Origin of the sequence: Planktothrix serta PCC 8927 (assembly GCF_900010725.2) — a bacterium.
Taxonomy (GTDB): domain Bacteria; phylum Cyanobacteriota; class Cyanobacteriia; order Cyanobacteriales; family Microcoleaceae; genus Planktothrix; species Planktothrix serta.
Map to the genome: position 1 here is coordinate 71,991 of NZ_LR734869.1, position 16,114 is coordinate 88,104.

Annotated in this window: 15 protein-coding genes; 7 read left to right on the forward strand and 8 right to left on the reverse strand. The window is 39.4% G+C overall.

Annotation, left to right across the window (positions count from 1 at the left end; translation table 11 throughout):
- Positions 1–168: 168 nt before the first annotated feature.
- A complete protein-coding gene (locus PL8927_RS11205) occupies positions 169–2,436 on the forward strand; it encodes an amylo-alpha-1,6-glucosidase (RefSeq protein WP_083621263.1) in 2,268 nt (755 codons plus the stop codon).
- 383 nt (positions 2,437–2,819) lie between these two features.
- Positions 2,820–3,686, forward strand: coding sequence for a DUF4351 domain-containing protein (locus PL8927_RS11210; protein ID WP_083621265.1), 867 nt, complete (start codon positions 2,820–2,822; stop codon positions 3,684–3,686).
- 260 nt (positions 3,687–3,946) lie between these two features.
- Here the strand turns inward: PL8927_RS11210 and PL8927_RS11215 are convergent, their stop codons facing one another.
- Positions 3,947–4,957, reverse strand: a complete 1,011-nt coding sequence (locus PL8927_RS11215) for a Gfo/Idh/MocA family protein (protein WP_083621268.1) — start codon at positions 4,955–4,957, stop codon at positions 3,947–3,949.
- Positions 4,958–5,189: 232 nt separating this feature from the next.
- On the opposite strand from PL8927_RS11215, the gene PL8927_RS11220 reads away from it, so the two are divergent.
- Both PL8927_RS11220 and PL8927_RS11225 read left to right on the forward strand, forming a co-directional pair.
- Positions 5,190–5,480: a ferredoxin gene (locus PL8927_RS11220; RefSeq protein ID WP_083621271.1), complete on the forward strand. Its 291-nt coding sequence runs from the start codon at positions 5,190–5,192 to the stop codon at positions 5,478–5,480.
- Positions 5,481–5,674: 194 nt separating this feature from the next.
- The gene (locus tag PL8927_RS11225) at positions 5,675–6,010 is read left to right on the forward strand and encodes a ferredoxin (RefSeq protein ID WP_083621274.1); all 336 of its coding nucleotides are present in this window, start codon (positions 5,675–5,677) and stop codon (positions 6,008–6,010) included.
- A 64-nt stretch (positions 6,011–6,074) separates the two neighbouring features.
- Here the strand turns inward: PL8927_RS11225 and PL8927_RS11230 are convergent, their stop codons facing one another.
- Positions 6,075–7,697, reverse strand: coding sequence for a SpoIID/LytB domain-containing protein (locus PL8927_RS11230; RefSeq protein WP_083621277.1), 1,623 nt, complete (start codon positions 7,695–7,697; stop codon positions 6,075–6,077).
- Between the two features lie 176 nt (positions 7,698–7,873).
- Here PL8927_RS11230 and PL8927_RS11235 point away from each other — a divergent pair, with 176 nt between their 5' ends.
- Positions 7,874–8,416: a Uma2 family endonuclease gene (locus PL8927_RS11235; protein ID WP_083621280.1), complete on the forward strand. Its 543-nt coding sequence runs from the start codon at positions 7,874–7,876 to the stop codon at positions 8,414–8,416.
- A 158-nt stretch (positions 8,417–8,574) separates the two neighbouring features.
- Here the strand turns inward: PL8927_RS11235 and hemJ are convergent, their stop codons facing one another.
- From hemJ to PL8927_RS11250, 3 genes are all read right to left on the reverse strand, one after another.
- A complete protein-coding gene (gene hemJ / locus PL8927_RS11240; RefSeq protein WP_083621283.1) occupies positions 8,575–9,129 on the reverse strand; it encodes a protoporphyrinogen oxidase HemJ in 555 nt (184 codons plus the stop codon).
- Between the two features lie 69 nt (positions 9,130–9,198).
- Positions 9,199–10,584 (reverse strand): oxygen-independent coproporphyrinogen III oxidase, encoded by a 1,386-nt coding sequence (gene hemN / locus PL8927_RS11245; protein WP_083621286.1) that lies wholly within the window; start codon positions 10,582–10,584, stop codon positions 9,199–9,201.
- Between the two features lie 50 nt (positions 10,585–10,634).
- The gene (locus PL8927_RS11250; protein ID WP_083621964.1) at positions 10,635–11,282 is read right to left on the reverse strand and encodes a biliverdin-producing heme oxygenase; all 648 of its coding nucleotides are present in this window, start codon (positions 11,280–11,282) and stop codon (positions 10,635–10,637) included.
- 228 nt (positions 11,283–11,510) lie between these two features.
- Between PL8927_RS11250 and acsF the strand changes: the two genes are divergently transcribed.
- Positions 11,511–12,587 (forward strand): magnesium-protoporphyrin IX monomethyl ester (oxidative) cyclase, encoded by a 1,077-nt coding sequence (gene acsF / locus PL8927_RS11255; RefSeq protein WP_083621289.1) that lies wholly within the window; start codon positions 11,511–11,513, stop codon positions 12,585–12,587.
- 64 nt (positions 12,588–12,651) lie between these two features.
- Here acsF and hetL read toward each other — a convergent pair whose 3' ends face one another.
- From hetL to PL8927_RS11270, 3 genes are all read right to left on the reverse strand, one after another.
- Positions 12,652–13,395, reverse strand: coding sequence for a heterocyst differentiation pentapeptide repeat protein HetL (hetL, locus tag PL8927_RS11260; protein WP_083621292.1), 744 nt, complete (start codon positions 13,393–13,395; stop codon positions 12,652–12,654).
- Positions 13,396–13,429: 34 nt separating this feature from the next.
- The gene (locus PL8927_RS11265; protein ID WP_231505985.1) at positions 13,430–13,825 is read right to left on the reverse strand and encodes an ArsR/SmtB family transcription factor; all 396 of its coding nucleotides are present in this window, start codon (positions 13,823–13,825) and stop codon (positions 13,430–13,432) included.
- 135 nt (positions 13,826–13,960) lie between these two features.
- Positions 13,961–15,385 (reverse strand): MFS transporter, encoded by a 1,425-nt coding sequence (locus PL8927_RS11270; protein WP_083621295.1) that lies wholly within the window; start codon positions 15,383–15,385, stop codon positions 13,961–13,963.
- A 118-nt stretch (positions 15,386–15,503) separates the two neighbouring features.
- Between PL8927_RS11270 and PL8927_RS11275 the strand changes: the two genes are divergently transcribed.
- Entirely contained in the window at positions 15,504–16,106 is a 603-nt protein-coding gene (locus PL8927_RS11275; RefSeq protein ID WP_083621298.1) for a DUF1517 domain-containing protein, read from the forward strand.
- Positions 16,107–16,114: the final 8 nt, after the last annotated feature.

Below are 16,114 nucleotides of genomic sequence, written 5' to 3' on the forward strand. Positions count from 1 at the left end.
TTATCAAAATTTCACGTTCATTTCAAAAAAACGGTTTTATACTGAAACTAAAGATATAGCAGTCGCCAGACCCATTAGGACAAAGAATGACGCAGCGTGAAGTCTTTTCCTCCGGTGTTCCCAGATCCGGTGTTCCCTGCTATACGCAACAATCACAATAATATAGTCATGATCTCAGAAAAAATCGAATTTGACGGCAGAGTATTTGTTCCTGCTGAGGAAGCACTCAGATCACAATGGCCCTGCGCTGTTAATGAGCGACCTCAACCTACCTTAACCCTCAAAGATGATGATTTATTTTTAATTACAGATACCTTGGGTAATATTACTCAATTTTCCGCCGATGACCGTCAAGCCAGTTTAGGATTATTTTGTCATGATACCCGTTTTCTGTCTCGATTAGAGTTACAAATTTCAGGACAAGCACCCATTCTGCTCAGTGGTGATGCTCAAAAAGGATTTGCCTTATCCGTATTATGTGCTAATCCTAAAATTAGCGATCAAATTCCGGCGGAAACCATTGGAATAGAACGAGAAATTATATTAAATGGGGGATTATTTGAAGCAATAAAAGTTACTAACTATAGCACTTCACCCGTTCAATTTGAAATCAGCCTCAGCTTTGGATCGGATTTTGTCGATTTATTTCAAATTCGCGGTTTTAATCGAGACCGACAAGGACGACTTTTTGAACGTCAAATTGGGGAACCGAAAGAATTAGAAGAGGAAGAAATTGAATCTCAAGTTCTCAAACCCGAAAATGAACAAAAAGAAATTAATCTAGCTTATCAAGGACTCGATGGCAGTTTCATGGAATCTCGGATTCAATTTGTTCATAATCAACCCGATTTTATTAAAGAAAATACTGCCCTTTGGCAATTCAATTTAAAATCCCATGAAACTCAAATTATTGGTTATAGCTTACAAATGCTGACCAATAATCGTCCCACCTCTGCCGTTCATGCCCCATTAACCTTAGTTCAAGCTAAAGCCGCAGAATTAATGGAAGAAAAACAATGGCAGAATTCTGTAACTCGAATTCGGTCAAATAATCGGGGCTTTAATCGAGTTATCGAACAAGCTGAACAAGATATTTATTTATTACGCCAAACCTTCGGTAAAGAAAAAGGATTATCCGCCGGAGTGCCTTGGTTTTCCTGTTTATTTGGTCGAGATTCGATTATTGCAGCCTCTCAAACCTTAATTCTTGACCCCGAAATTGCCCGTTCTACCTTAAATATTTTAGCCCAATATCAAGGTCAAACCTATGATGATTGGCGCGATGAAGAACCGGGGAAAATTCTCCATGAATTGAGAATGGGAGAGATGGCAAGATGTCAAGAAATTCCCCATACTCCCTATTATGGAACCGTTGATGCCACACCCCTTTGGCTAATGTTATATTCAGAATATTTTGCTTGGACGCAAGACACTGAAACCCTAGAAAAATTATGGCAAAATGCACGGGCTGCGATGGATTGGATTGATGCTAAATCTCAAGAAAATGGCTATCTTTGTTATTTCCGTAAATCTTCCAGAGGCTTAGTAAATCAAGGGTGGAAAGATTCAGGAGATTGTATTGTTAAACGAGATGGAACCCTGGCTAATGCCCCAATTGCTTTATGTGAAGTTCAAGCCTATGTTTATGCAGCAAAAGTGCGAATGGCTGAAATTGCTAAAATGCGAAAACGGATTGATTTAGCAGACCGTTGGCAAGAGGAAGCTCGACAACTTAAAATGCGTTTTAATCGAGATTTTTGGCTCAAAGATCAAGATTTTTGTGCCTTAGCATTAGATGGAGAAGGGCAACCTGTTGATAGTATTAGTTCTAACCCCGGTCACTGTTTACAGTTGGGAATTTTAACCCCTGAAAATGCTAAAAATGTGGCAGAACGATTATTAGCACCCGATATGTTTAGCGGTTGGGGAATTCGCACCCTGAGCAGTCTTTCTCCGGCTTATAATCCGATGGGATATCATACAGGTTCAGTCTGGCCCCATGATAATAGTTTAATTGCATTAGGATTGCGATCAATTGGATTTATTGATCCGGCTTTTGAAGTCGCTCAAGGATTATTTGATATGACAATGCAGCAACCCTTACAACGACCCCCGGAATTATTCTGTGGTTTTCCTCGAATTGAAGGAACTGGCCCTGTGAAATATCCTGTTGCTTGTTCACCCCAAGCTTGGGCGAGTGGGAGTATGTTTCAACTGTTACAAATGATGATGAATTTAGTCCCTGATGCTTCGAGTAATTACCTGAGAATTATTGACCCGTCCCTACCCGAATCGATTAGTCATATCTCTGTTCATAACTTAAAAATTGGTTCCACTGTCATCGATTTAGAGTTTGAACGAGACAAAAATGAAAATGCAACCGCCTGTCGAGTTTTGAAAAAACGGGGTAATTTGCGTGTCATGATTGAAGCCTAATTATAAATAACCCAAGAAACCGGGTTTCTACCCTTTATTTAGGGTATAAAATCTATAGGGTTTAAGAAATCCGGTTTCTGCATCAGTTTGTAGGTTTCACACCTAGCCTTTTTAGTCTTACCTGCTGTCAAATTTATATTAATCAGTAATCGCTCTAATTAACACCTCCTTAAGCAGCGTTTCCCTTCGTCTTAATGATTCAACTTGAGTTGTCTCATCATCCCTAGTTTACTAACTCAACTTCAAATTGACAGTGATAAAAAGTGATAAAAAGTAGTAACTTTTGCCAGATTTTGCTAAAATATCCTGTTAGACAGATGCGTCCAAAAGTTACACGGCTCTCACAAACTATTCACACCGATTTCTTAACCTAACTAACTTCCTTGGCCTACGACAACACTTGTAAATATCTAGCTGAAAAATTCCCTGATGCTTTTGTCCAATGGCTGCTCCCCCTTGAGCAACCTACTAGCATTCAGGTACTCAAAACTGAACTCATTCAAGAACCAATTCGTGCTGATTCTCTCACCTTTTTACAAACCGATAACCAAATTCTACATCTGGAATTTCAAACTCTATCCTATTCCAACCCTCCGATCCCATTCAGAATGCTTGACTACTATGTCAGGCTCAAACGACAATATTCCTGTTCTATCACTCAAGTTGTACTCTTTTTACAACAAACCGCCTCAGAACAGGCTTTTGTATCTGAGTATACAGACACGAACACCCAACACCGCTACCGGGTGATTCGCCTTTGGGAACAAAACCCCGATTTATTGCTATCCGTCCCCGCTTTACTTCCCTTTGCGACATTATCTCAAACCAACTCACCCCAAACTTTACTAGAGCAAATAGCGAATCAAATTGCTACAATTGAAGAACCATCACAACAAGCCGATCTCCTCGCTTGTACTCAAGTTCTCGCGGGTTTAAGGTTTGAAAAAAACTTAATCAGACAACTATTTAGGAGCGAAACAATGCGCGAGTCTGTCATTTACCAAGAAATTCGGGAAGATGGTCTCCTTGAAGGACTCCAACAAGGTCTCCAACAAGGACGACAACGGGAGGCGATGTCATTTGTTACTCGCTTAGTGACGCGACGAGTCGGTGCGATCGCTCCTATAATCCAAGAACAAATTCAGACTTTATCTGTCGAAGAATTAGAGAATTTAGGGGAAGCACTTCTGGATTTTTCAGAAGCAACGGATTTAGAAAATTGGCTGAATCAACGCCAGCTTGAATCCTGATAATAAGTTTAGAAAAACATCAAGATGCTAGAATAGATTTTTAATAGTTTTGTTAAACAGTTAGAAGGTTCAGCAAACGAGGTAATTAAAATTTTTTAAAACTTCTTTGTGCCTTTGTGTCTTTGTGGTTAAATTAGGCTTAATCCTTGTAAACATACCAGGACGAAGTTCTATAAAACCGTAATTCAGGGTTGGCAATTCTTATCAAAAAAAGGTTGGGTTTTGTTGTGACTCCACCCAAACAACTATTAGGAAATAATCTAAGAAGGAATCTTGACCGTTTCCCCCGATAAACTCGACTGTCGCGCCACATCAGCAACTTTTAACGTATATAAACTCGCTTCTGGGGTAACATAAAGAGGAGTTCCTTGATAGAGACAATCTAAAACCATTTCGGTATCTTTAACAAATAATCCCCGACGAGAACCTACCTCAATATTTTGAATCCTATCGTTTTGAATCAGTTGACCCTTTTCGGGAGTAAATATTAACGTTCCTTGTTCACCATAGAGGGTAAACGTATTATCCGACTGCCAAAAAACTTCCCCTTTTCCATAAACAGATTCTCCCAGGATGCCATTATTAAAAGTTAACCTAGCATTACATAAACAGGCTTTATAGAGATCCGGTTCAATATCCCAATATTGAGTTTGACAATTGACACTGGCCACAGTTCCAAATAAATCTGTAAATCGATGCAGACGGGACAAGGCTCCACTTAGGGGAAAACCAAATAAAGAGGGTTGATATGTCCATTTAGCAGGGGCTGGATGTTCGGGGTTAACGGTGACATAGCGAACATAGAAGACTTGACCAATGGCCGCAAGAGACGCTTTAATCGCATTGTGGAGTCCTCCCAACAGTTCAATATGTTCGACGTGGAGCAGTTTATTTTTCTCTTGAGCCAGGGTAATTAAAAATTCTGCTTCCTGGGGATCTAAACTCAGAGGATATTCGACAACGACGTGTTTACCTTGTTCTAAGGCGCGACGCGCGATCGCCCCATGATCTCGATTAATTGTACAAATCATGACAAGATCAAGATCCGGTCGATCGACTAAATCAACCCAGGAAGCCGACACTGTAACATCAAATTCTTGACTCAAGGCAATGGTTGAAGCGGGGGTATGGCCTGCAATGGCCACAAGTTGCGATCGCTCATCCCCCTTTAAGGCTGTTGCTCGCATTTTGGCCGCATACCCAGTGCCGACAATACCCACTCGCAGAGGCAGGGAAACCGTACTCACAGAAGAAAATAAAGATTGAGTCATGATAACAGAGTGAGGGACAGGGAAACTAGGTATAAGTAATCAAGATGTAATTAGAAAAATTTATAATAAATCCCATTCTAAATCTAGGTTGACAAGGTTTTACAACTTCCACTTTTTCTCTTAATATCGAGAGGTGAAAAAAATCTGTAATGCAAACGAAGGCTAATTAACGCTTTGGGTTTGTATAAGGGATTTTTATAGTTTTTATCGAAATTAACGAGAGGATCACTACATGGCTACTTATAAAGTTACACTGAAAACTCCAGACGGCGACCACGTTATTGATTGCCCTGATGATGAAATCATTTTAGATATCGCAGAAGATCAAAAAATCGATCTGCCCTATTCTTGTCGTGCAGGTGCTTGCTCCTCCTGTGCAGGTAAGCTTGTCTCTGGTACCGTTGATCAATCTGATCAGTCTTTCTTAGATGATGAACAAATCGAAGCAGGATGGGTTTTAACCTGTGTTGCTAAACCAACTTCTGATTGCGTCATCGTAACTCACCAAGAAGGTGAAATGTAATCCTTGAGTTAGAGTTCAAAGTAGAACGTTGATAGATATTATCAATGTTCTATTTTGAATTCCTATTAGCAAATAGCTTCAATTAATATCAAAAAAGGGGAAAAAATCTCTGATCTCAACAAAGGCGAGTGAACGCTTTGGTGAAGCCTAAGAGATTTTTCAAATTTTATCGAAATTTATGAGAGGATCACTACATGGCTAAAACTGATAAAACGCATAAGGCTGATCACACAGGTAAGACTTCTTATCAAGTCACACTCAAAACTCCAGACGGCGACCAGGTGATTGATTGCCCTGATAATGAGTATATTTTAGATATGGCAGAAGAAGCCGGACTGGAACTGCCATCTTCTTGTCGTGCAGGTGCTTGTTCGACCTGTGCCGGGAAAATCGAATCGGGTACTGTTGACCAATCTGATCAGTCTTTCTTAGATGACGACCAAATCGAAGCAGGATATGTTCTAACCTGCATTGCTTACCCCACTTCTGATTGCGTAATCGTAACTCACCAAGAAGACGAGTTATACTAATTAGCTTTTGATTCAAAGTTCAACGTTAAGGGATACCGACAAAACGTTGGACTTTGAATTGCGGTTAATTCCCTAACGGCATTGAGAAATTAAGCGGTTTAAGTTGGGTTCCAGGGAAGTAAAAGCTTAAAATTTGCTCGCTTGACCATCCCAACTTAGCCAGGTGATACGATCCCGTTTGACTCATGCCTACCCCATGTCCAAACCCACCCCCAACAAAAACGTAACCTTTAAGGGTTTTATTAGGGTTAAAAACAGGATCAATATAAAATAAAGTGCTGATCGGGGGTAAAAAAGCACTTTGGATTTCATCTTTGGAGATTTCCAACACTCCTTGATCCGTTGTTACTTTCATTTTTAAAATCCGTCCCGTTGGCGATCGCTCGACAATTTCAAGTTTTTGAATCGTTTTAAAATTAGTCTGGGGAAGATTGCGCCGCTTCAAGTAATACTTTAAATGTTCTGCAATAGCTTCTAAGGTTGTTTCTTCTCTCCAGCGAAAATCTAGTTCTCCCGTTTCATTAAATCCGGTTTTCAGATTGATAAACCGTCTAAAATTTGGCTCTAAAGCTAAGTTTTGTTGAGATAAATCCCAAATTTTATTGGGGGCATCAATTACCCCTTGCAAATAAGGCCGGGGTTCCCCATTCCAAATATCATTATAATTTGCCGTGACTCCGCCACTGGTGGAAAAATACACCGCATCTGTCAACTGATTGTTGTGGGTTAAAACTAAGCCGCTCGTAACATTAATCGCTTGATCGGTACTGGAATAAACTTCTGTTAACCCTTTATAAACTTGACAGTCCGTATTTGCACACAGATGATACTGATCGGCTTCAAAGCGTTTCAGGTTTCGCAACGCATAGGTTCGCGCTAAAACCGCTTGGGCTTGGATGGAGGCATCCGGGGGCCAAGCCCCAATTTCATGAGGCACAACACCCCGCAAATAGGTCTCTAACGGCACGTTATTAACGAGGGTATAAGTTCCGTAGGCATCGGGTTGCAACCGCAAACTTCCCCCATAAACCAAAGGTTGGGGATCATTAGGTTTTTGACTAACTTGAATCACATTCTGGAGAGTGGTGATCTCCAGATGATTGCGGTTGTAGCGATATCCTGCCGATGTCCAATAGGGCGTCCGTTGTTGGGTCAGAACTTGGGTTTCCAAGCGAGGCAGTTTATGACCTTGGGCTTGTAAACTATCAATTAACCAGCGTCGCAACAGGGGGGTATTGTAGACCCTACGTTTGGCCCAAACTTGCCAGCGATCGGGTTGAGCGAGTTCCACTTCTAAACCCAGCGATCGCCATTTTTGAGCGTCTTCTTCAGCATTTTCATAGCTGCGGTGGGTACTGAGAACCACTCTTTCTTCAACTTCGGGTTCGGGGAGGGGTTCAACTCCGATTTTCAGGATCACCGTCTCCGTATGCAGTTGTTTTTCCCCTTGGGGGGTTTGAAACTTGAGGGTTAAGTGATCTCCCGGTTGCGCTTTGAGAATCAATTGATCGGTAGGTTTTTCCCCAAAGTATTGCACTACACCAATTTTTAACATCGGGTTGAGGTCTTGAGCTTGGGGTTCTCGTTCTTGGGCACTCGTTGGCGTGGGGGAAAGAAGGAGTAAATAAAAAAGACTCAGTAAGGTTTTGGGAAACCCCATAAAACTGAACCGAGTTAGAATTTTCATCGAGTTAAGCAACATTTGGGTGGGGATAAACTGGATTAATTTAAGCTCAATAGAAAATTTAATTATTATTTTAAATTGACTTTAATTGTAGTCCAGTGATCAAGGTTGTGGCAACTCCCTCAAAACTGTTAATATATAAACAACTCAACTCTATCACAAAAACAGGTAATTCTGCCATGAAGACGTTAGCAAAATGGTCTGTAGAGGATTATCACCAGATGATTAATGCTGGGATTTTGGGCGATCGCAATGTCGAACTATTAGCAGGTGAAATTATTGAAATGAGTCCAGAAAGTCCCATTCATTATAATAAAACCAAGCGGGGAGTAGAATACCTAGCAATCTTACTAACAGGTAAAGCCGATATTCGTTTTAATGGCCCTATTACCTTATCTGACTCTGAACCCGAACCCGATATTGCCATTGTTCAACCTCCAGAGTCACGTTATGATCATCATCATCCCTATGCTGAGGATATTTTTTGGCTCATAGAAGTGGCTAAAAGTAGTTTAAAAAAAGATTTAGAATTAAAATTATCAATTTATGCTCAAGCTCAAATTCAAGAATATTGGGTTTTAGATTTATCCCAAAAACAATTAATCGTATTTAGAAATCCCGAAAATAATACTTATTTGAGTCAACAAATTATTAATCAAGGAAATATTACCCCCTTAGCTTTTCCTGAGATTAATATATCCGTTGAAAGATTACTGAGTTAAATAGCGGTTTTCAAGATTCTGAAGTTGTAGGGTGCGTAAGCCATAGCGCACGCACCTTTTGTATAGATAGATACCAAGGAAGCTAAAAAATCATTATCAACCCTTAAAGAAATTGATTTTTTGCTAATAGATTTAACCCGTTTGGGTTTTTTTCTCTATTAACTGAGCACTTGCTGGGTGTTTTTTTGTCGATGTAAGGCATAGAGTTGAAAGAACACAATCATCCCGACCACAAAACTACCAATCACAGCAATAGCAGTATTCAGGGGTAAACTATTTTTGAATACTGCTAGTAAAACAATCACTAATAAAAGTACCGTGGGCACTTCATTGAAACTTCGGAATTGTTGACTGGTAAACCGAATTTTATTAGCTGCTAATTGTCGCATGATCCGACCACAATAAAAATGATAAGCGATTAAAACCGCAACTAATCCTAATTTCAGATGCAGCCAGATATCTTTTAAAAGACTGGGTTCTATGATTAAAAGTGCGATCGCCATTACCACTGTCACCACCATTCCAGGGGTTGTGATAATCCCATAAAGGCGTTTTTCCATCAATTCATATTGTTCTTTTAAAATGCTGCGGGCGGGTTCAGGTTTGTCTTCGGCTTCGGCGTGATAAACAAATAGTCTGACTAGATAAAATAAACCCGCAAACCAGACAACCATTCCGATGATATGAAAGGATTTAAACCAAAAATAAGTCATAGATCCAATGAAAACCTAAAAATAAAGGTGGCCATAGACCACCTTACCGGATTCTGAGCAATCTGGCAATTAAATTGCCTTTGATAATCTTTGTTCCTGTAGTGCTGGAGTGTGGGTATCAAATAAAAAGGCAACATTTCTCACCAAGAGTCTGCCTAAATTCGTAATCACAATCGAATCATAATTAGATTGAACTAACCCATCAGCAATTAACGGACGCATCTCGATTAATTCTTCAGCAAAGTAGGTATCAAAATCGAGGTGATATTTGGATTCAATCACAGATTTATCTAAGTAAAAATTAGACATAATTTGCATAATGATATCTCGTCTGAGAATATCATCTCGGCTCAATTTAAACCCTTTGCTGACAGGTAAAATCCCTTGATCAATCGCCTGATAATAATCTTTTAATCGTTTATGGTTTTGAGCATAAGTATCTTCTAACATACTAATGGATGTTAACCCAAATCCATAAAGTTCTGCTTCGGGTTGTGTGGTATAACCTTGAAAATTCCGTTTTAACGTTGAATTTCGTTGGGCGATCGCTAATTCATCTCCGGGTTTAGCAAAATGATCCATACCAATAAACACATACCCATTATCCGTTAATTCTTGGATTGACATTTGCCAAATTTCCAATTTTTCATGGGGTTGGGGTAAAGCAGATTGAGAAATATTTTTTTGTACAGGCTTCATCCAGGGAACATACGCAAAGTTAAAAATTGCAATCCGATCTGGATCGATAGCAATAGTTTTTTGAATTGTTTCTTTGAAGGTGTACAGAGTTTGAAAGGGTAATCCATAAATTAAGTCTACATTGACACTCTCAAACCCGGCTTCTCTAATCCAGCCCATCGCATTAAATAGCAGTTCTTCTGGCTGAACTCGATTCACTGCTTCTTGAACTAGGGGATTAAAATCTTGAATCCCAAAACTAATCCGATTAAACCCCATCTCTTTGAGGAAAAAGATATAGTTTTTATCAACATACCGAGGATTAATTTCAATAGAAATTTCGGCTTTTTCGTCAAAGGTGAAGTGTTTATTAATATTTTTCCATAAGGAATCAACCAGTTCTAAAGATAAATAGTTAGGTGTTCCTCCGCCCCAATGGAGTTGGGTAACTTTGCGCCGAGTATCGATAAACTCAGAAGTGAGTTCAATCTCTTTTGACAAATGATCGATATAACTATTAGCTGCATCTTTGTTATTAGAAACAATCACATTACAGCCACAGAAATAACAGGCACTTTGGCAAAAGGGAATATGAAAATAGAGAGATAAGGGCGATTGACGTTGATTCGATTCCGTGATAGCAAATTCCCAATCTAAGGAAGTAAATTCATCTTTTAACTCCGTCGCGGGGGGATAGCTAGTGTACCGAGGAACCGCATTCCCATATTTTTCAATTAGATCAAAATCAAAGGCAACGTTGGCAACGGAAAAAACCATTGATATATTCTCCCAAATAACTTTTAATTGCAGATAACAAAGGTATTGAATTAAACAGTTGCTGGAGTTGAAATTTCTCCTAAATCTCGCAACATGGCAATATTGAGCGTAAAAGCGTTATTAGCTTCTGCTACAACTTGAGCTTGGAGTTCTTCACTGAGGATTAATTCATTTAATTTTTGACGATAGAGGTTTTTGAACTCATTCAAATCAGGAATTTCATCGAATTCATAAAAACAAATCCCTTGATGTTCCTCTAAATTAAAGACAGATTGGACGATTTTTTTCAAGCTTTGTCCGCCCGATAAATCACCCATGTAGCGAGTATAGGAGTGAGAAATTAATAGCGTGGGTTCGGTCGTTGAAAGTTCACGCAGTCTGGAAACATAGGTTTGTGCGGCCGGAGAGGGCGTGATATTATCAGGCCAATGTTCTCCATAATAAAAGCTTAAGTCTTTTTCTAAATTGGCTTTGCGATTCAGTTCGGGAAAGTACATTGTGCTAATCATTGGATCGGTTTGATGAGATTGCAAATCCGATTCTAATTCGCTATAAACAAAATATAAATTACTCAAGAGTTGACAAAAAGACTCTTTACTGATGCCACCGGATAGAAAGTTTTTCATAAATCCGGTATGCTCGGCATTGGTGTGAGATTGTTGGGTTCCGAGTTTGAGTTTTTCAGCTAAATTAGTCATGGTTGTATTGATGAATAAAATTAAACTTTTCTGGAGAATTGACGGATTCTGATTGGATGACAATTCAGATTTCGTGTTCATCACTTGGATGATTGTATCACTATATCACTGAACGGTTATATATGCTTAACAATTCTTTACGCCCGAAAAAAAATTAGGCAAAACACTAGACAAAATGGGAGTCATATAGTTTAATAACTAGACAGTAATATTTAAGGACTCGCAGCGATGGTGAATACTGTCCAAAGCCCCGGAACTCAGGAACTTCGCCCAGGGATTAAAAATCCTGTTCAAGAGACATTGCTGACCCCGCGCTTCTACACCACAGACTTTGAAGCGATGGCTAACCTAGACTTATCTGCCCATGAAGAGGAATTTGCGTCGGTTTTAGAGGAGTTACGCTCTGACTATAACCGCCACCATTTTGTTCGGGATGAAGAATTTGAACAAAGTTGGGAACAAATTGATCAGAAAACGCGCATGGCGTTTGTTGACTTTTTAGAACGGTCTTGTACCTCGGAATTTTCTGGATTTTTACTGTTTAAAGAGTTATCTCGTCAACTCAAAAACCGAAATCCCCTATTATCTGAAGCGTTTACTTTATTGGCTAGAGATGAAGCGCGTCATGCGGGATTTATTAATAAAGCCATGTCGGATTTTAATTTATCGTTGGATTTAGGATATTTAACTAAAAACCGTACCTACACTTTCTTTAAACCGGAGTGGATTATTTACGCTGTTTATTTATCAGAAAAAATTGGTTATTGGCGTTATATTACTGTTTTCCGCCATTTAGAAGCCCATCCTGAACATCAATATTATCCGTTATTCCGCTATTTTGAAAGCTGGTGTCAAGATGAAAACCGACATGGAGATTTCTTTAAGGTTTTATTGAGATCTCAGCCTAAAATGTGGCAAGGTTGGCAAGGAAGATTATGGGCAAGATTTTTCCTGTTAACGGTATTTGCAACCCATACCTTAACGGTTGATGAACGGGCGGATTTCTATGATACCTTGGGGTTAGATGCACGGGAATATAATCGTCATGTTGTGCGGAAAACCAATGAAACCTCGTTAAGAGCATTTCCAGAGGTTTTAGATACCGAACACCCCGACTTTTTCCGGCGCTTAGAACAATGTTCTGAGAATAATGTTAAAAACCAAAAAATTGATGCTGGCCAAAATCCAAAATGGGTTAAATTCTTATTGAAATTACCCACCAATTGTTCCACGTTATGGAATTTATTCAGAATTTATATCACCAAACCCATTGATGCAGAAGCATTACGGGCAGAAGTTCATTAACTTTCGGGTGGGCTCTGCCCACCTTTTATCTATCAATTTGATAGATAAAAACTGAAGTGAAAGATTAATCATGAATGCTACCATCGGGCATAATCACTCCGTCGAGATTAGCATCGGTTAAAATTGTGCGGGTTAAGTCGGCACCTCGCAAATCAGCATGACATAAATTAGCCCCACTTAAATCCGCATAACTTAAATCCGCGCCTTTCAAATTTGCTTCACTGAGGTCGGTATGATAGCTTTGTTCGGAACTTAAAACCCCCAAACCCGAAACGCCAAAAATAGCGTGACAGAGTTTTGCCTTTTCTAAATTGGTGTGATGTAAAATAGCTCCGCTAAAATTGGCATAACTTAAATCCGCTTCGGCTAAAATTGCATAACTTAAATCCGTTTGTTGATTATGGTTGGGGCGAAAATTGGCTTCAAAAAGTATCGCTTGGGAAAGATTCGCGTTTCTTAAATTGCATCCTGATAAACAGGCTTTAATGAATTGAGTTTCTTCTAAGAATGTCTTTAAAAGTTTTGCTCCGGTTAAATCTGCTTCTCGTAACTGAGCTTGTTGTAAATTGGCTTCCGTTAAATTGGCACCCCAAAGAATAGTTTCACTTAAGTTAGCATGGCTCATATTGGCTTTAGAAAGATTAGCTTTTCCTAACCTCGCTTCGCGTAAATCAGCATAACTTAAGTTAGCTCCAGTCAGGTTTAAATTGACTAAATTTGCCTCTTGCAAATCAACAGAAGACAAGTCAATATCAGGAAAATTCCGTTCGGCGGCGGCATATCTTCGGAGAAATTCATCGACATTCATAATAATATTAAGTACAATTAGGGATAAGAAACACCTAAACAGCGACTTTAATAGCTCGCAGTTGTTCTAAATGTTGATTTTGCTGCTGCATTTGAGACACTAAAGATTCACAGACTAAATCGCACACTTCAAATAGAAAAGGATTGGCAATGTCATAATAAACGCTCACGCCTTGCTGAGTTCGCGTGACAATTCCAGCTTGAGCTAAAACTTTTAAATGCTTAGAAACATTGGCTTGTCCTAACCCGGTGCTTTCAATAATCTGGGTAACGTTTTTAGCCCCGGATTTTAAACAGCAAATAATTTGTAACCGACTGACTTCCGATAATACTTTAAAAAAGTCTGCCATCAACGCTAAGGCGGCGGGAGATAACTGTAAATACTCGCAGGTTGAAATCGGTTGCATGGGTTTTAAAGTGGTGTTTGTCATTGTGAGGACTCAATGGCAGTGTGTATATTATTTGTTTACTATATTACCATAAGATCTGAATAATTGAAAACTGCGATCGCCTTTCAATCTCATTCATGAGATAGAGATTTTTAAGTACATATTCCTACCCCATTTTTAATCCAGAGTTTCGTTGCGTTTTCTTTCGCTGAGTTGAAGTAAAATATTCGCGTGAACTTCTTGAGTAATCGGATAGAAACAGGCAAAAATTATGCCCATGATCAAAATAATTGTGGGTAAAGGGCCAATGGCAAACCGAATCGCTAATAGAGCCGAGTCCGGTTGTATCGGTGCAGGTTGACCGGGAATACTAGAAATAAATCCAGCAAAATCTAAGGCTTGTCCGACTAAAAATAACCCAATGGCTAATCCAATTTTTTGTAATAACACCATGAAAGAATAGAAAACTCCTTCTCGTCTTTGTCCGGTATTTAATTCATCTAAATCAATCACATCAGGAATCATTGACCAAGGTACTAAATAGGCCGTTGCGACCCCGCATCCGGCTAAAATTGCCAGAATATACATCAAAGTAATTTGTCCCGGTTGCAAGAAAAATAAACCCGCTTGGGTAACAATCCATAACCCCATTCCCATAAAATAAACGGCTTTTTTCCCATAGCGTTGACTGACTAAATTCCAAACAAATAACATCACTAAAGCTGTTCCTTGAACTGCAATGGCAACCTGGGGAAAAGTGCTTTCAGGAAGTTGCATCCAATTAACTACAAAATAGGGCAAAATAGAAGCCGTGAGTTGAACCCCTAACCAAGAACAGAGATAAACTCCAATCACCAATAAAAAGGGTTTATTACTCAGAGCAATTTTAATTTGTTCAGCGATAGGAATATTCTCGGAATTATCCTCAAGAGTTTCCCCAGACTGTCGAGATAAAACCTGTTTACGAGTTCCTAAAAAACACCAAAAAAGCGGAATAACAGCCAGAAAACCACAAACTACACCTAAAATTAAATAGCGTTGATAGGGAGAATCGGGGAACAGACTAAAAATAATTTTAGCTAAAATCAAGGAGAAAATACTGCCACCAATGGAAAAGGCGAAGCGAAAACTATTTAAACTTGTGCGTTCATTATAGTCCGTTGTTAGCTCAGGAGTTAAAGCCGTATAAGGTAAATTAACAACCGTGTAAGCGGTATTAAAACAAATCGCAATAATTACATAATACCAAAACAAAACTGAGTTATTATTACTGGGAACAATCCACTGTAAAAAGAATAAAATGCCAAAGGGAATCGCACCAAAAACCATCCAAGGATAACGTCTTCCCCAAGGATGAACCGTGCGATCGCTTAAAACTCCTACAATCGGATCATTAATCGCATCCCAAATTTTTCCAACCATTAATACACTTCCTGCTAATCCCGCAGGTAAACCCGCAACATTAGTCAGAAAAACCAAAACAAAAAATACAGAAATATTCGCCGTAATTGCAGGGCCCAAATCCCCCGCACCAAAGGCTAATTTAGTTGATAAACTGAGCTTTTCTGGAGGGGGAACCGTTGAAGAAGGGGTTGAGTTCATAAGTATTTAATATCACAGAACATTGCCATCCTTAAATTCAGAACGGATGGCTGACAACAGGATAACTTAAAACGATATGCTAATTAAATAGTAATAATCATTGAGGAGTAATGTAATTATGGCTGCTGTAGGCGATCGCTTTAATCGCATGATCGGAAAAACCCGGTTTGTGGTCAGTCGTTTGTTTCTGCATTTAGGCGGTTATCAGGTAGCCCCCCTATTGGGGGTACTCAACCAAGTCGTCAGAAACGTCGTTGATGCCGAGGGAGACTTGGAGGCGACAGGAGAAGGATTAGTAAAAGTTTGCCAAAGTCTGCTTCAATATGATAACTATTGGCAGTCCGGCTCCAATGAAGGAGATGTAGTTTGGAGCGAAGGAGAAGCCTCAGATTACTTTAACGAACTGTTCACGGACTCTGGCCAACGGTATTTGAGCGAACCCGACTTATCTCAACCGCTTGATATAACTCAACTGCTTTCTTTACCCATGACCCACAATTTAGTGGTAATGATTACAATAGTCAGTGAAGGGGAAGTTCCTGATTTAGAAACGGATTTAGCGAGTTTTGAGGCCATGAGTAGTGGGTTAAAAGCAATTATTAATCTTCACTATCAAAGCAGACTCAGAGGAATTCAAATTCATTTCTCCCCAGCCCGTTTAGGAGAGGAATTAACCGACGATCAATTATTACAGAACTTTCCTGAACTGATTCCGCTTTAAGGAATAGT

What these genes read in the sequence shown, in the direction of transcription:
- PL8927_RS11215 (WP_083621268.1), bottom strand. Translation starts at nt 4,957, where the DNA reads ATGACTCAATCTTTATTTTCTTCTGTGAGTACGGTTTCCCTGCCTCTG.
- PL8927_RS11265 (WP_231505985.1), bottom strand. Translation starts at nt 13,825, where the DNA reads ATGACAAACACCACTTTAAAACCCATGCAACCGATTTCAACCTGCGAG.
- PL8927_RS11230 (WP_083621277.1), bottom strand. Translation starts at nt 7,697, where the DNA reads ATGAAAATTCTAACTCGGTTCAGTTTTATGGGGTTTCCCAAAACCTTA.
- PL8927_RS11220 (WP_083621271.1), top strand. Translation starts at nt 5,190, where the DNA reads ATGGCTACTTATAAAGTTACACTGAAAACTCCAGACGGCGACCACGTT.
- acsF (WP_083621289.1), top strand. Translation starts at nt 11,511, where the DNA reads ATGGTGAATACTGTCCAAAGCCCCGGAACTCAGGAACTTCGCCCAGGG.
- hetL (WP_083621292.1), bottom strand. Translation starts at nt 13,395, where the DNA reads ATGAATGTCGATGAATTTCTCCGAAGATATGCCGCCGCCGAACGGAAT.
- PL8927_RS11250 (WP_083621964.1), bottom strand. Translation starts at nt 11,282, where the DNA reads ATGACTAATTTAGCTGAAAAACTCAAACTCGGAACCCAACAATCTCAC.
- PL8927_RS11235 (WP_083621280.1), top strand. Translation starts at nt 7,874, where the DNA reads ATGAAGACGTTAGCAAAATGGTCTGTAGAGGATTATCACCAGATGATT.
- PL8927_RS11275 (WP_083621298.1), top strand. Translation starts at nt 15,504, where the DNA reads ATGGCTGCTGTAGGCGATCGCTTTAATCGCATGATCGGAAAAACCCGG.
- hemJ (WP_083621283.1), bottom strand. Translation starts at nt 9,129, where the DNA reads ATGACTTATTTTTGGTTTAAATCCTTTCATATCATCGGAATGGTTGTC.
- PL8927_RS11205 (WP_083621263.1), top strand. Translation starts at nt 169, where the DNA reads ATGATCTCAGAAAAAATCGAATTTGACGGCAGAGTATTTGTTCCTGCT.
- PL8927_RS11270 (WP_083621295.1), bottom strand. Translation starts at nt 15,385, where the DNA reads ATGAACTCAACCCCTTCTTCAACGGTTCCCCCTCCAGAAAAGCTCAGT.
- PL8927_RS11225 (WP_083621274.1), top strand. Translation starts at nt 5,675, where the DNA reads ATGGCTAAAACTGATAAAACGCATAAGGCTGATCACACAGGTAAGACT.
- hemN (WP_083621286.1), bottom strand. Translation starts at nt 10,584, where the DNA reads ATGGTTTTTTCCGTTGCCAACGTTGCCTTTGATTTTGATCTAATTGAA.